Origin of the sequence: Rhizobacter sp. AJA081-3 (assembly GCF_017795745.1) — a bacterium.
In the GTDB taxonomy this organism is placed as follows: Bacteria; Pseudomonadota; Gammaproteobacteria; order Burkholderiales; family Burkholderiaceae_C; genus Piscinibacter.
In genome coordinates, this window is record NZ_CP059067.1 from 374,820 (window position 1) to 388,861 (window position 14,042).

General features: G+C 69.8%; 10 protein-coding genes and 1 riboswitch. Of the genes, 6 read left to right on the plus strand and 4 right to left on the minus strand.

Annotated elements, in window-relative coordinates:
- Positions 1-93 precede the first annotated feature (93 nt).
- The 3 genes from HZ992_RS01895 (at position 94) to HZ992_RS01905 (ending at position 3,801) form a co-directional block, all read left to right on the plus strand.
- On the plus strand, positions 94-1,080 hold the full coding sequence (locus tag HZ992_RS01895) for a tripartite tricarboxylate transporter substrate binding protein (RefSeq protein WP_209384995.1): 987 nt from the start codon (positions 94-96) through the stop codon (positions 1,078-1,080).
- A gap of 7 nt (positions 1,081-1,087) precedes the next feature.
- On the plus strand, positions 1,088-2,290 hold the full coding sequence (locus HZ992_RS01900) for a M20 aminoacylase family protein (protein WP_209384996.1): 1,203 nt from the start codon (positions 1,088-1,090) through the stop codon (positions 2,288-2,290).
- A 92-nt stretch (positions 2,291-2,382) separates the two neighbouring features.
- A riboswitch (glycine riboswitch) is annotated at positions 2,383-2,488 on the plus strand.
- A gap of 56 nt (positions 2,489-2,544) precedes the next feature.
- Positions 2,545-3,801, plus strand: coding sequence for a D-amino acid dehydrogenase (locus tag HZ992_RS01905; RefSeq protein WP_209384997.1), 1,257 nt, complete (start codon positions 2,545-2,547; stop codon positions 3,799-3,801).
- Between the two features lie 25 nt (positions 3,802-3,826).
- On the opposite strand, the gene HZ992_RS01910 is transcribed toward HZ992_RS01905, so the two are convergent.
- Together HZ992_RS01910 and HZ992_RS01915 are read right to left on the minus strand one after the other, a co-directional pair.
- Positions 3,827-5,344 carry a putative bifunctional diguanylate cyclase/phosphodiesterase gene (locus HZ992_RS01910; RefSeq protein ID WP_209384998.1) on the minus strand — a complete coding sequence of 506 codons (1,518 nt, stop codon included), beginning with the start codon at positions 5,342-5,344 and terminating at the stop codon, positions 3,827-3,829.
- A gap of 74 nt (positions 5,345-5,418) precedes the next feature.
- Positions 5,419-6,543, minus strand: coding sequence for a DUF1615 domain-containing protein (locus tag HZ992_RS01915; RefSeq protein ID WP_209384999.1), 1,125 nt, complete (start codon positions 6,541-6,543; stop codon positions 5,419-5,421).
- Between the two features lie 106 nt (positions 6,544-6,649).
- Here HZ992_RS01915 and HZ992_RS01920 point away from each other — a divergent pair, with 106 nt between their 5' ends.
- From HZ992_RS01920 to HZ992_RS01930, 3 genes are read left to right on the plus strand one after another with little or no spacing between them, the layout of a single operon-like run.
- Positions 6,650-7,939 carry an alpha/beta hydrolase family protein gene (locus HZ992_RS01920; RefSeq protein ID WP_209385000.1) on the plus strand — a complete coding sequence of 430 codons (1,290 nt, stop codon included), beginning with the start codon at positions 6,650-6,652 and terminating at the stop codon, positions 7,937-7,939.
- A complete protein-coding gene (locus tag HZ992_RS01925; RefSeq protein ID WP_209385001.1) occupies positions 7,936-8,751 on the plus strand; it encodes a Tle-like phospholipase domain-containing protein in 816 nt (271 codons plus the stop codon). The genes HZ992_RS01920 and HZ992_RS01925 overlap by 4 nt, the downstream gene beginning before the upstream one ends.
- Positions 8,752-8,781: 30 nt before the next feature.
- The gene (locus HZ992_RS01930) at positions 8,782-9,894 is read left to right on the plus strand and encodes an endonuclease/exonuclease/phosphatase family protein (protein ID WP_209385002.1); all 1,113 of its coding nucleotides are present in this window, start codon (positions 8,782-8,784) and stop codon (positions 9,892-9,894) included.
- Positions 9,895-9,909: 15 nt separating this feature from the next.
- Here HZ992_RS01930 and dbpA read toward each other — a convergent pair whose 3' ends face one another.
- On the minus strand, positions 9,910-11,319 hold the full coding sequence (dbpA, locus tag HZ992_RS01935) for an ATP-dependent RNA helicase DbpA (RefSeq protein ID WP_371816773.1): 1,410 nt from the start codon (positions 11,317-11,319) through the stop codon (positions 9,910-9,912).
- 733 nt (positions 11,320-12,052) lie between these two features.
- On the minus strand, positions 12,053-14,026 hold the full coding sequence (locus HZ992_RS01940) for a transcriptional regulator (protein WP_245213327.1): 1,974 nt from the start codon (positions 14,024-14,026) through the stop codon (positions 12,053-12,055).
- Positions 14,027-14,042: the final 16 nt, after the last annotated feature.

Here is a 14,042-nt window from a genome sequence, read left to right on the forward strand (position 1 = left end):
AAGAACAATGCATTGGACTTTGCTTCTGACCGCTCCTACATTGACCTCGCCCACCCGCCCTGGCCGCCTGGCGCGCCCTTCAAGGAGTCCCCCATGTCCAAGCTCACGCTTCTCCGGTCCCTGGTCCTGTCGGCCGGCTTCGCGCTCGGCGCCGGCCTGGCCCTCGCGCAGGCCTACCCGGCCAAGCCGGTCAACCTGATGGTCCCGTACCCGGCGGGCGGCCCGTCGGATGCGATCGCGCGCATCTTCTTCAACCCGCTCGGCAAGGAGCTCGGCCAGCAGGTGCTGGTCGAGAACCTGGGCGGTGTCAGCGGAGCGCTGGCCGCGCAGAAGGTGCTGGCAGCGCCCGCCGATGGCTACTACGTGTTCCAGGGTTCGCCCAACGAGGTGATCCTGTCGCCGCTGGCCAATGCCGCAGTCAAGCTGAAGACGGAGGACTTCCGCCTCGTGCACCCGGTGGCCGATGCGGTGATGGTGTTCGTCACGCGCAAGGACCTGCCGGTCAACAACGTCGACGAACTGATCGCGCTGGCACGCAAGTCGTCTGACAAGCCGCTGAGCTATGGCAGCGTGGGGATCGGCTCGCTGTACCACCTGATCCTGGAGAACGTGCAGGCCTCCACCGGCGTCAAGCTGGCGCACGTGCCCTACAAGGGCAACGCGCCGCTGCTGCAGGACATCGGCGGCGGCCAGGTCGACTTCGCCGTGCTCGTCTACAGCGCGGCGATGGGCGCGCTGGCCGAGCAGGGCCGGCTGAAGGTGATTGGCCAGCTCGGCGCGCAGCGCTCGGAGCTGCTGAAGAACCTGCCGACGGTCAGCGAGAGCCAATCGCTGAAGAACTTCTCGTACAAGATCTGGACCGGCTACATGGTGCCGAAGAGCACGCCCGAGGACGTGGTGGTGCGCCTGCATGCCGCGATCGGGAAGTCGCTGCAGGATCCGTCGGTGCGCGCGCAGCTCGCGGCGCAGACGCAGGTCGCATCGGCACCGATGACCCTGGCCGAGTCGGCGAAGTTCTTCGACGCCGAGACGGCGCGCTACCGCGCCATCGCGAAGCAGATCAACTTGCAGCCGCAGTGAGCCGGTCGTGACCTACTTGCTGCAGGCCCTGCAGGCGCGCGCCGGCGAGTTCATCCACCTGCGCCGCGACATCCACCGACACCCGGAGCTGGCCTTCGAGGAGCACCGCACCGCCGCGCTGGTGGCCGACAAGCTCGAGGGCTGGGGCTACGCCGTCGAGCGCGGCATCGGTGGCACCGGCGTGGTCGGCACGTTGGTGCGCGGGTCAGGCCCGCGGCGCCTGGGCCTGCGCGCCGACATGGACGCGCTGCCGATCGACGAGGCCAGCGGCGCCGCGTGGGCCAGCGCCCGAGCCGGCGTCATGCACGCCTGCGGCCACGACGGCCACACGGCGATGCTGCTGGCCGCGGCGCGCCACCTGGCCGAACAGGGTTCGTTCGACGGCACGCTGCAGCTGATCTTCCAGCCCGCCGAAGAAGGTGGCGGCGGCGCGCTGCGCATGATGGGCGATGGCCTGTTCGAACGCTTCCCCTGCGATGCCGTGTTTGCGATGCACAACATGCCGGGCATCGCGCAGGGCCGCTTCGTGCTGCGCGAGGGCGCGGCGATGGCCTCGTCGGACTACGCCACCATCACGCTGACGGGCTTCGGCGGCCACGGCGCGATGCCGCACCGCGCGGCCGACCCGATCGTCGCCGCAGCCAGCATCGTGATGGCGCTGCAGACCATCGTCTCGCGCAACATCGATCCGCTGCAGGCGGCGGTGGTCACCGTCGGCGCGCTGCATGCCGGCAAGGCCAACAACGTCATCCCGGCCTCGGCCACGCTGGAGCTGAGCGTGCGAGCGCTCGACCGCGAGGTGCGCTCGACCATCGAGCGGCGGATCAAGGCGCTGGTGGCGGCGCAGGCCGAGAGCTTCGGCGTGACGGCGCAAGTCGACTGGAAGCCGGGTTATGCGGTGCTCGTCAACACGCCGGCCGAAACCGCCTTCGCACGCGAGGTGGCCGTCGAACTGGTCGGCGCCGAACGCGTCACGCTGCAGGGCCCGCCGCTGACCGGCAGCGAGGACTTCGCTTTCATGCTCGAGCGCGTGCCCGGCAGCTACCTGCTGATCGGCAACGGCACGGGCGAAGGCGCCGGCGAGGGCGGCTGCATGGTGCACAACCCGGGCTACGACTTCAACGACGCCAACATCGGCATCGGCAGCGCCTACTGGGTGCTGCTGGCCGAGCGTTTCCTTTCCGCGAAAGGGCTTGCCACGGCCACCTAGAATCCCGACCCTGCAGGAGAGCGCTCCGGCCCCGGCCGGAGCCACCGAAGGCGCAAACTCCCATGAACGCTCAGGTACCGTACTGCACATCACCATCGCCGTCTGGAGAGTCTTCACGCCCGTGAAGCGCCGAAGGAGCAAGGCCCGGCCCGCAAGGCCCGGCTGAATCTCTCAGGCACCAAGGACAGGGGGAGCGGCCCGCGAACGTCGACCACGGTCGATGCGCGCGCCATCCTTCCCTGGAGCTCTCTCTCATGAAAGTCATCGTGCTCGGCGCCGGCCTGCTCGGCGTCACCTCGGCCTACTTCCTGCGCCAGCAGGGCCACGACGTGACCGTCGTCGACCGCCAGGCCTCGCCCGCCGCGGAAACCAGCTTCGCCAACGGCGGGCAGATCTCGGTCAGCCACGCCGAGCCCTGGGCCAACCCGAGCGCGCCGCTGAAGGTGCTGAAGTGGCTGGGCCAGGAAGACGCGCCGCTGCTGTTCCGCATCCGCGCCGACATGCGCCAGTGGCTGTGGGGCCTGCAGTTCCTGCGCGAATGCACGCCGGCACGCACGCGCCACAACATCGAGCAGATCGTGCGCCTGGGCACCTACAGCCGCGACACGCTGCAGCAGCTGCGCCGCGACATCGGCATCGCCTACGACGAACGAACGCAGGGCATCCTGCACTTCTACACGAGCGAGAAGGAGTTCGACGGCGCCGAGGGCCCGGCCGCCCAGATGCGCGCGCTCGGCTGCGACCGCCGCGTGATCTCGGCCGACGAGGCGGTGCGACTCGAGCCCGCGCTGCGCCACATCCGGCCGCAGCTGGCCGGCGCCACCTACACCGCCGAAGACGAATCGGGCGACGCCAACCAGTTCGCGCGCGAGCTGGTGAAGCGCTGCGAGGCCGACGGCGTGCAGTTCCTGATGAGCCACACCGTGACCGCGCTGCGCGAGGCCGGCGGGCAGATCGACCATGTCGAGGCCACCGATGCCGAAGGCCGCTTCCAGCGCCTGCGCGCCGACGCCTACGTGCTGGCGATGGGCAGCCTCAGCCCGCTGTACGCACAGCCGCTGGGCATCTCGCTGCCGATCTACCCGGCCAAGGGCTACTCGGTGACGATGCCGGTGAAGGACGCCGCGATGGCGCACCAGGTCTCGCTCACCGACGACGAGTACAAGCTGGTGTTCTCGAGGCTGGGCGACCGCCTGCGCATCGCCGGTACCGCCGAGCTCAACGGCTACGACCGCGACCTGAACCGCGTGCGCTGCGAGGCCATCGTCAAGCGCGTCGAACAGCTCTTCCCGGGCGCGGGCGACGCGAGCCAGGCGCAGTTCTGGACCGGCCTGCGGCCCGCCACGCCGAGCAACGTGCCGATCATCGGCCGCTCGAAGCTGGCCAACCTGTTCCTCAACACCGGGCACGGCACGCTGGGCTGGACGCACTCCTGCGGCTCGGGCAAGAGCATCGCGCGCATCGTCAGCGGCCTGAAGCCGGAGGTGGACTTCGCGTTCGCGGCGGCCTGAGGCCGCCTGGCGACGCCACCGATCGCTAGCGCTGCATCGAGATCCGCGTCGGCTGGAACGCGACCTGCGTGGGCAGCGCGTCCAGCGGCAATGTGTCCTTGAACGCCGTCGGCCGGAAGGTCTGCGCCAGCGCGGCCGGCGCGTCGGCGGCCCAGATGATCACGGCGCGTGCGCTCATCGGCTTGGCGAACAGGTAGCCCTGCAGTTCGTCGCAGCCCAGGTGCACGGCCAGGTCGCGCTGGGCGACGGTTTCCACGCCGGCGGCGACGACGCGCAGCTTGTGCGAATGCGCCGCCTTCACGGCGTTCTCCAGCAGCTTGCGCGCCTGCGCATCGCGCACGCAACCCGCCAGGGCCGCGCGTTCGATCTTGAGCTCGTGCAGGTGAAGCTGACGCAGCGCGGCCATCGCCGGCGGGCTGGCACTGAAGTCGTCGATCGACACATGCACGCCGAGTTGCTCCAGCGTCATGAAGGCGCGCCGCGTGGCTTCAGTGTTCTCGGCCGCCACCGTCTCGGTGATCTCGCAGCTCAGGGCGTCGGGCGGCAGGCCGTGGGTCTTCAGCACGCGCCCCAGCTTCGCGGCGAAGTCGTCCTGGCGGAACTGGAAGCCCGAGACGTTGACCGCCACGCGCAGGCGCATCCCGGCGGCGCGCCAGGTGGCGGCCTGCTTGATCGCATGCTCCAGCACCCAGGCGCCGATCGGCTCGATCAGGCCCTGACGCTCGGCGATCGGGATGAAGCGCGCCGGGCTGACCAGGCCCAGCGCCGGGTGCCGCCAGCGTAGCAGCGCCTCGACGGCGGTGACCTGCAGCGTGGCCGCGTCGATCTTGGGCTGGTAGAAGAGCTCGAGCTGCTTCTGCAGGATGGCCTGCTGCAGTTCGCGGGCGATCATGACTTCCTCGCTCTGCTCGGCCTCGATGCGCGGGTCGAACAGGGCATGGCCGCCGCCGCCGCTGCGCTGCACGGAGTACATCGCGGCCGCGGCCTTGCCGACCACGCGCAGGTTGCTGCCGTGCTCCGGCACCAGGGCCAGGCCGACGGAGGGGCCGAGCCAGACGTCGCGCCCGGCCAGGTCGAGCGGCTGCACGAACGCTTCGCACAGGTGCCGGGCGAGCTTCTCGCCGGCCTCGCGCGGAGCATTCAGCCAGACGGCGAACTCCTCGCCCGCCACGCGGCAGATCGGTGTCGAGGCGCCGCACACCGATTGCAGCCGCTGTGCGGCAGCGGCCAGCAGGTGCTCGCTGGCGCCGGCGCCCGCCCCGTCGTGCGCGATGCGGAAGCCTTCCAGGCCGACGTAGAGCACGCAGCTGTCGCTGCCGGTCTTCTCGGCGGTCGCCAGGCCGTGCTGCAGCGCCACCTCGAAGGCGGCGCGCGTCATCAGGCCGGTGAGCGGGTCACGCTGCACGTCTACCGCTCGGGCCGGCGCCACTGCAGCGGCCGGCGTTGCGGAGCGGCGGCGCCACGCAAGCGCGAGGCCCCCCAAGGCCAGCAGCACGGCGGCCGCGATCCAGGCGGTCGTGGCCTGGCTCCATACATCGCCCATTCGCATCACCTCTCGTGTTTACACCTCAAGATCGGCCGGCGCGGCGGCGACTTGAGGGCGCAGGGTGTGCGAAGTCAGCCGTCGCGCAGCGCCGCGATGCGATCCAGGCAGCGGCGGTGGCGCTCGTCGACGCGGCGGGCGAACCACTCGGTGGTCAGCTTGCGCGTGAACTTCGGGCTGTGCAGGTCGATGCGCGGCAGCACTGCGCGAGGCAGCGTTCGCTTGTCCAGCCGCTCGGCATAGGCGAACACGCGTTCGTAGAGCTCCGTGTTCTCGAAGGTGGCGTCTTCGCCCTTCTCGAGGTCGCGCCGGATCGCCGGCTCGCTCAGGCCGAGCCGGCCGGCCAGCGTCCCGGCGGCACGCTCGGTCTCGCCGCGCGGGCCGCCGCTGCCTCGCGGCAGCAGGTCGCCGTCGAGCGCCACCGGCAGCCCCGAGGCCACGGCCAGCGCGTTCTGGAACGCGGCGTTGCGGCTGGCCAGTCGGCCGGCATTGAAGTCGGCGAAGCGGTAGATCGGCTGGTCATAGGGTGCGTCGTAGGCGAGCAGGTGCGCCGCGCCGAAGTACAGGCCGCCGCGGCGCGTGAACACCTCGCGCCGTATTGATTCGCGCACCGGGTACGGGTAGGGCCGCGCCTTGGCCTGCGCCTCGGCGAAGGCGATGCTCACCTGCATCGGCCCGCCGGTGCGCACCGGGTTGCGGCTCTCGAAGAAGGTCTTGCCCAGCGGCACCATGCCGATGAAGTCTTCGAAGATCTCGCTGAGCTGGCGCTCGGTCTTCACCGCGTCGATGCGCTCGGCGTAACTGCGGCCATCCGGCGAACTCAGCGCAAGCGCGGCGCGCAGCGCGAGCTTGGGCACACCGGCCTCGTCGGCGCGGCGCTCGATCTCCTTGCGCGCGATGGCGCCGAGGCCCGGCACCGCCGGGTCGGCACGAAAGCCCGACTCCTGCTCGGTGACCGCCAGCACCGCGCACAGGTTCGCCGGCGTCGATGGCAGTTCCAGCGTGGCCAGGGCGGCGTGGATGTCGGCGGCCCAGCCGGCGCGATCCTCCGTGCCGGCCGGCAGCAGGCGAACGATCGTTTCGCGCGCTTCGGTCGGGCCCATGCCGGCCGGCTCCGCCATGCGGCCCGGCACGGCGCAGCCTGCGAGCAGCACGGCGAGAGCCGCGGCGACAGCCGCGGCGCAGATCGGTCTTGACATGGTTCAGTCTGGGGATGCGCTCGCATTCTGATGCAGGCAGGCTTGTTGCACCGGATCAATGCGCTCGCATGGCGTCCGGCTCAGTATGAAGCCTCGGGAGGCTGAGATGGAACGGGCTCGAACGGTTCGCGCGGTGAACGCCGCTTTCATCGTGGGGCTGCTGACGGCATGCAGCACGCTTCACGTCGGTCAATCTCCGGAAGCGCCCGCTGCGCCGCAACCCGAGGGCCAGTGCATCGCCGATTTCTACCTGCCGTATGCCGCCTTGGCGGCCGACGTCTACAGGACCCGGGGCGCGGCGATCGAGCGGCTGCAGTTGGTCGTCAACGACGATCTCATCCAGCGGATCACGAACGGGAAGGGCATCACGCGCGAGGAAGTGAGCAGCCTGTACAGCCGGGCACGCGCTCAGCAATGCCAGGCTTCGCAGCCTTGCCTGGGCGAGATTCGCGAGCCGGACAAGGTCAAGGAAATCTTCAACGCCGGCGACGAAGGTTTCGAGGATGCGATTCCCCAGCAGGATTCGCAGTGCGACGACCGATCGAGCGCCAGGCCCAAGGTGCCCATCAAGGAGGCGGCGTGGGAGTTCGGCTGGGAACGGGCCCGGGAACTCGAGAAATATGCCTTCACTCGCGAGTGGCGCATCTTCGTGCCGGATTTCGCGATCGAGGTCTGGCGCCGCATCCGCAAGGACCCGGCCGCCGTGGGCCAGCAGGAATATGCCATCGTGTTTCGCGGTACGGCCGGATACGGCGGATGGTTCTCGAACCTGCGGCCCATCACGGCGCTGCTTCCCGGCTTCTGGGATCACTACAGGCAGGCCGAGGCGAGCGCGCGGCGCATCGTCGAGCAGATCTACATGATCGAGTTCCTTCGCTACGAATGGCAGCTCGGCCAGGCGCAGGCAGGGGTGGGCCCGCCACCGCGCAGCGACGCCATCGAACTGCCGCTCATCACCCTGGTCGGCCACTCTCTCGGAGCAGGACTGGCACGTTATGCGTACCTGCGCGTCCCCGAAGCGACGCGGGTGGTCGGATTCAACCCCTCCCCTGTCGACGGCGGCCACACGCTCTTTCCCATTGCCGCACGCGAACGCTTCTCGCAGGGGCGCCGCCAGGATCCGGGCAAGTTCTGTGTCGCTCCCGGTGCGCCCCTGCCGAGCGAGTTGCCGAGCATGTTCTTCCTGCACGAGAAGGGCGATGCACTGACGGAGATCGCACCGTGCTTCTCCGGCCCCGAGTGGGGCTCCGAGGGCGGGCCGGTCGCCCTGTGCCAGGGTGTCGATCTCAGCCACGGCAGTGCGCTGCGCCAGCACGCCATGAACATCATGGCCTGCAGGTTGTCGGTGCGCTACTTCAAGGACAAGAAGGGATCCGCCTTCGCGGGGCCGCCATGAAGAAGATCTCGAAAGCCTGCTTCGTCGCCCTGGCCGCGCTGGCCGCGTCTGCGCAGGCCGATGTGGCCCGGCCGCTGACGCGGGACATCGCCAACGAGGTCGCGCTGTATTCGATGATGGCCTCGAACGCCTATGCCGGCGACCGCGAGAAGACCCGATTCCCTCTCGAACGCCTGGGATGGAAGAAGGTGGATCTGCAGGGGCAGCCGGTGCCCGAATCCAGCAACTCCTACCAGCCCAGGACCGTTGTCGGTGACATGTTCTCGAACCTGCAGTTCGACATCTGGGAGGACTCGAACTCCAAGCGGACTGTCTTCGCCTTCAAGGGCACGAAGGAGAAGGTCGACTGGCTGACAGGCGACCTGATGGTCGGGATCTCCATCCCGTACAAGAGTGCCAAGAAGCACGTTCGTGAGTACATGGCGGCCCACCCCGACAGGCTGGTGACCGTGACGGGGCACTCGCTCGGCGGCGGTCTGGCGCTGTCGGTGTCGTTCTGGGAGGGCGTGGACGCAGTCGCCTTCAACACCTCGCCCAGGGTCTTCGACGGTGCCCGGAACCAGAACAAGGCGGCCCGGCGGCTGGCGGTGTTCCAGGAGAACGACATCCTGCAGAAGGTCCGGCGCTGGTACCCGAAGTTCCTCACCAAGATCAAGCCCGGGCAGATCGTCGAGACGCGCTTCGACTACGCCAGGCGAAACACGCACCGAAGCGATCTGCTGGCCGAGGGCCTGCTGGCATGCAGCACGGACCCGGGGCTCAGGGAACTGGCTGCAGACGTGCAGCTGACGGTGAGCTGCTACCTCGAATAGGGGGCGCCGCTTTCGAATCAAGGAGGACACATGCGACTCGCCACGTTCAACGTCGAGAATCTCTTCGATCGCCCCAAGGCCATGAACCTGGACAGCTGGGCTGAAGGAAAGCCCGTGCTCGACAAGTTCGCACGGCTGAGCGCGCTTCTCGGCGAGATCAACTACACCGCGGCCCGCAAGTCGCGCATGGTCGAACTGCTCACGAGCCTGGGCCTGGCCAAGTCGGATGAGGGGCCGTTCGTGAGGCTTCGGCAGAACAGGGGCGACCTGCTCAAGCGACCCAAGGCAGGCCCGGTGGAGATCGTCGCCAACGGGCGCGCGGACTGGTCGGGTTCGCTGGAACTGATCGAGAAGCCGGTCGACGACGAGGCCATGCGCAACACGGCACGGGTCATGATGGACATCGAGGCCGACGTCCTGGCGGTGGTCGAGGCCGAGAGCCGGCCCGCACTCGCCGCCTTCAATGACGAGATCATCCGGGCCCTGGGCGGCTCGTCGTTCCCCGGCGTGATGCTCATCGACGGGAACGACCCGCGTGGCATCGACGTCGGCCTGCTGACGCGCCCGCCGTATCAGATCGGCCCCATGCGAAGCCATGTCGACGATCGCGATGCGAAGGGCAGCCGGATCTTCTCCCGCGACTGCCCGGAATACGGGATCGGCCTGGACGATGGACGGGTGCTGTGGGTGCTGCCCAACCACTTGAAGAGCAAAGGCTTCGGTTCGACGAAGGACTCCACCGCGCGCCGACTCTTGCAGGCACAGCGCATCCGGTCCCTCTACGAGGCCAAGCGGGCCGCAGGCGAGGATCTGGTCGCCATCGTGGGAGACTTCAACGACACACCCGGAAGCGACGCGCTTCGGCCCCTGCTCCACGACACCGATCTCCGGGATGTCTTCACGCATGCCGCGTTCGACGACGGCGGACATCCGGGCACCTTCGGGTCGTGCACCGCATCGAACAAGATCGACTACATCCTGCTGTCGCCTGCGGCGTGGGCGCGCGTGACGGGCGGCGGCGTCTGGCGCAAGGGCATGTGGCCCGGTGTCAGGCCCGTGAAATGGGATGTCTATCCGGAGCTGACCCTGCCGCGGCAAGTCGCCTCGGATCACGCCGCGGTCTGGGTGGACCTGGATCTGTAGGCGCGTGGCGCCGGCTCAGTCGTCGAGCAGCCGCACCTTCACGCTGCGCCCCTTCACCTTGCCGGCGGACAGGCGCTTCATCGCCTCGGCGGCGATGCCCGCCTCCACCGCCACGTAGGTGGAGAACTCGTTGACGTTGATCTTGCCGATCTGCGTCCCGGCGAAGCCCATGTCCTTGGTCAGCGCGCCCAGCACGTCGCCGGGGCGGATCTTCTCCTTGCGGCCGCCGACGATCTGGATCGTGCGCATCGGCGGGTGCAACGGTTCCTTGCCGGCGCTCGCCAGCTCGGCGAGCTTCTTCCATTCGGACTCGAAGCCGCCGGCCTTCTCGATCATGCCCACGCGGCCCATCTCGTCCATGCTGGCCAGCGTGAAGGCCCAGCCTTCGGCGTCGACGCGGCCGGTGCGGCCGATGCGGTGGGTGTGCGTATCGATCTCGGGCGAGACGTCGACGTTGATCACCGCCTCGAGCTGCGCGATGTCGAGTCCGCGCGCGGCGATGTCGGTGGCCACCAGCACGCTGCAGCTGCGGTTGGCGAAGCGCACCATCACCTGGTCGCGGTCGCGCTGGTCGAGGTCGCCGTGCAGCTCCAGCGCCGCATAGCCCTGCGCGCGCAGCACCTGCACCAGGTCGCGGCACTGCTGCTTGGTGTTGCAGAAGGCCAGCGTGCTCACCGGCCGGTAGTGGTCGAGCAGCAGCGAGACGGCGTGCAGCCGCTCGTCCTCGCGCACCTCGAAGAACAGCTGGCGGATTTTGGTGGCGGCGTGCCGCTCGACCAGCTTCACCTCCTTCGGCTCGCGCATGAAGGCGGCGGCGAGCTTGGCGATGCCCTCGGGGTAGGTGGCCGAGAAGAGCAGCGTCTGGCGCTGCTTCGGGCACTGCTTGACGACGGTGGCGATGTCGTCGAAGAAGCCCATGTCGAGCATGCGGTCGGCCTCGTCGAGCACCAGGGTGTTCAGCGCTTCCAGGTCGAGGCTGCCGCGCTCCAGGTGGTCCATCAGGCGGCCGGGCGTGCCCACCACGATGTGCGCGCCGTGTTCCAGGCTGGCCAACTGCGGGCGCATGGTGCTGCCGCCGCACAGCGTCAGCACCTTGATGTGGTCTTCGGCGCGCGCCAGGCGGCGCACTTCCTGCGTCACCTGCTCGGCCAGCTCGCGCGTCGGGCACAGCACCAGCGCCTGGATGGCGAAGCGGCGCGGGTTCAGGTTGGCCAGCAGCGCGAGCGAAAAGGCCGCGGTCTTGCCGCTGCCCGTCTTGGCCTGCGCGATCAGGTCGTGCCCGGCCAGCGCCAGCGGCAGGCTGGCCGCCTGGATCGGCGTCATGGCCTCGTAGCCCAGGCGCTGCAGGTTCTCCAGCGTGGCGGGCGGCAGGGGCAGGGTGGCGAAGGCGGGGCCGGCGTCGGCCGGCATGGGGGAGGTGCTCATGCCGGATTATCGGAGCCCGGCGATACCGACAAGGATCTGGGACCCGACTTGAGTGAAGTATCCGCCGCCCTTTGCGGAAGTTCGGGGATGTCCGCTTCGTGCTTCGTTCGCGCATCGCGGCAGGCGCTGCTCGCGGGGGGCTCATGCTGTGGCGGTCGGCGCGTTGCGCCGACTCCACTGCGATGCTCGCACCAGGGTCGTGCCGCAGAACTCACTACGCGACCTGCGGTCGCTGCGTTCGAACAGCCGCGGCAAGTCAGTTCACGAAGCGCGCTGGCGCGCGCCGACCCCGGCGCTGTGCTTCTCGTCGCCACAGAAATCGCCCCCCGCGGGCAGCGCCTGCCGCGAAGTCCACCGCTGGTTCTCCTCCATCGGCGCGCCACCACCGGTTCAGCAAAGGCGCGACCGGGCAGGTGGAGGCGCGCCTCTGAGGTGCCGAGAAGCGCAGGGCTCGTGGCCGCGCGCGCAGCGCGCATCGTCTTCTGACTCGTCGACGCTGTCCGAACGCAGCGACCGCAGGTCGCGGAGTGAGTTCGGCGACGGGGCCATGAGACCGAGCATCGCAGGGGAGTCGGCGCGCAGCGCCGACCGCCGAGGCGAAGCGCCGTAGCCTGCCCGGGCGTGCCTTTGCCGCGCCAACCGCAGCGCACACCGCAGACGTCGAACTTCAGCAGAGGGCCGCAAGCCGCTGTCGGCTCGCGCATATGTCTGAGTCTTCGAACGCGGATTGGTATCAGGCCAGCCCGAGCTGCGGCGCCACGCGCCGGATCAGCGCCGTGCCTTCGGCATCGAAGCGGAAGGCACCGAGGAAATCGTCCAGCCCGTAGCCTGGCAGGCTGGCGCGGATCGTCGCCATCACGCGCTGCGCCTCGTCATGGCGGCCGGCCAGCGCCAGGCAGTGGCTGGCGATGCCCAGGATGTGCACATGGGCGTTCGGCCGCGCTGCGGCCTTCATCGCCCAGTCGGCCGCCTCGCCGTGGCGGCCCAGGCGCATCAGCGCGAGCGCGCGCGAGGCCAGCATGGCGAACAGCAGTGGGTCGAAGGGACTCAGCTCGCGGGCATGATCCGACGAGACGATGGCCGCCTGTGCATCGCCCGACTGGGCGTTGACGAAAGCCAGCGTGTAGTGGCCCTGCGAGAAGTTCGGGCTCAGCGCCACCGACATGTCGAGCTCGCCGATCGACTCCGGGATGCGCCCGCGCAGCCAGTGTGCGCGGCCCAGCGCCCAGCGTGCGGCCGGGTCCTGGTCATCGGCGAGCACGCCCTGCGCGGCGCTGCGGTAGGCCTGCTCGGTCTCGTGCCCCCGTTCACCCCAGCCGAGGAAGGCGTTCTGGAAATGCGTGAACGACAACCCCGCGTAGGGCCTCGCGAAAGTCGGGTCCAGGCGGATCGCAGTCTCGAAGAAGTGCCGTGCCTGCTGGTTGTCCTCGCGATGGAAACGGTACATGTGCCACAGGCCGCGGTGGTGCGCTTCCCAGGCGTCGAGCTGGCTGGGCGGCTTGAGCACCGCGCGGTTGCGCTCCGACATCTCGACCTGCCCGGCGATCGCCGCGACGAGGTGGTTGCCGAGTTCGTCGAGCACCGCCAGCGCGTCGCGCCGAGGCGCCTCCAGCACGTCGGCCCAGAGGATGCGTGCGCTGCGCGTCTCGGTGAGCTGCACCTCCAGGCTCAGCTGCTCGCCACGCCGGCGCAGCGAACCGCTGGCCACGTAGTCGACGTCGAGTGCGCGCGCCGCCTCCTCGGCACCCAGGCCGCGCGAATCGAGCGCGGCGGTGCTGCCCTGCGAGATCACGAACATGTTGCGCAGCTTGGCCAGGCGCATCGTCACGTCGTGCGCGAGGGCGCTGCCCAGGCCGGCGGCAGCCAATGGCCCCGAGGCATCGGCGAACGGCATCACCGCGATCGAGGCGCGACGCGGTGGGCCGGCAGTCACGGCCGCCGGCTCGGTGGCCGACGCCGGCCGTGCCGGACGGGGCGACGCGTGGCCTTGCCGGGCGCTGCGCCAGGCGTGGGCCAGCGGCCCGGCGTCCTGGCCCTCGGCCTCGAACAGGCGGCTCGCCGCGGCGAGGTGCTCGTCGCCGGCGCGCAGCTCGCCGCGTGCCGCCAGCGCATCGAACAGGCGCTCGTGCGCGCGCCGGTCGAAGGGGGCGAGTTGCAGCCACAACGCCAGGCAGGCCAGCGCCTCGTCGCCGGCCGGCGGCAGCGCAGCGGCGAGATGCTCCAGCACGGCGACATGGAGCGCGCGCAGGCGGCGTCGCTGGCCGACCAGCCAGGCGCTGTAGGGCGCGCTGCGGGCGATCTCCAGCCCCTGCAGGAACTCATCCGTGAAGCGCGCGGCCATCGCTCGCAGCGCCGCAGCATCCAGCGAGGCCAGGCCGGCGTGCGCGGCGCGGTCGAGTTCGAGCACGTCCACTGACACGTCGGAGAGGTCGAGCCGGATCGCATCACCCTCGGCCTGCACGCGTGCTCGCCCCGGCTCGTCGAGCAGGCCGCGCAGCTTGCTCAGGCTGCCACGCAGCTCGGCGCGAGGGTCGCTCGGCAGATCCCAGAGGAACTCGCACAGCGCGTCGCGCGACAACGGCCGCGGTGCGAGCGCCAGGTGGGCGAGCAGCGCGCGCAGCTTGCGCGAGGGCGGCAGGGCGATCGCCGCGCCGCCGCGCCATAGCGACAGCGGCCCGAGCAGGCGGATTTCCACGCCGGTTTCCACGCGCTCATCCACGGCG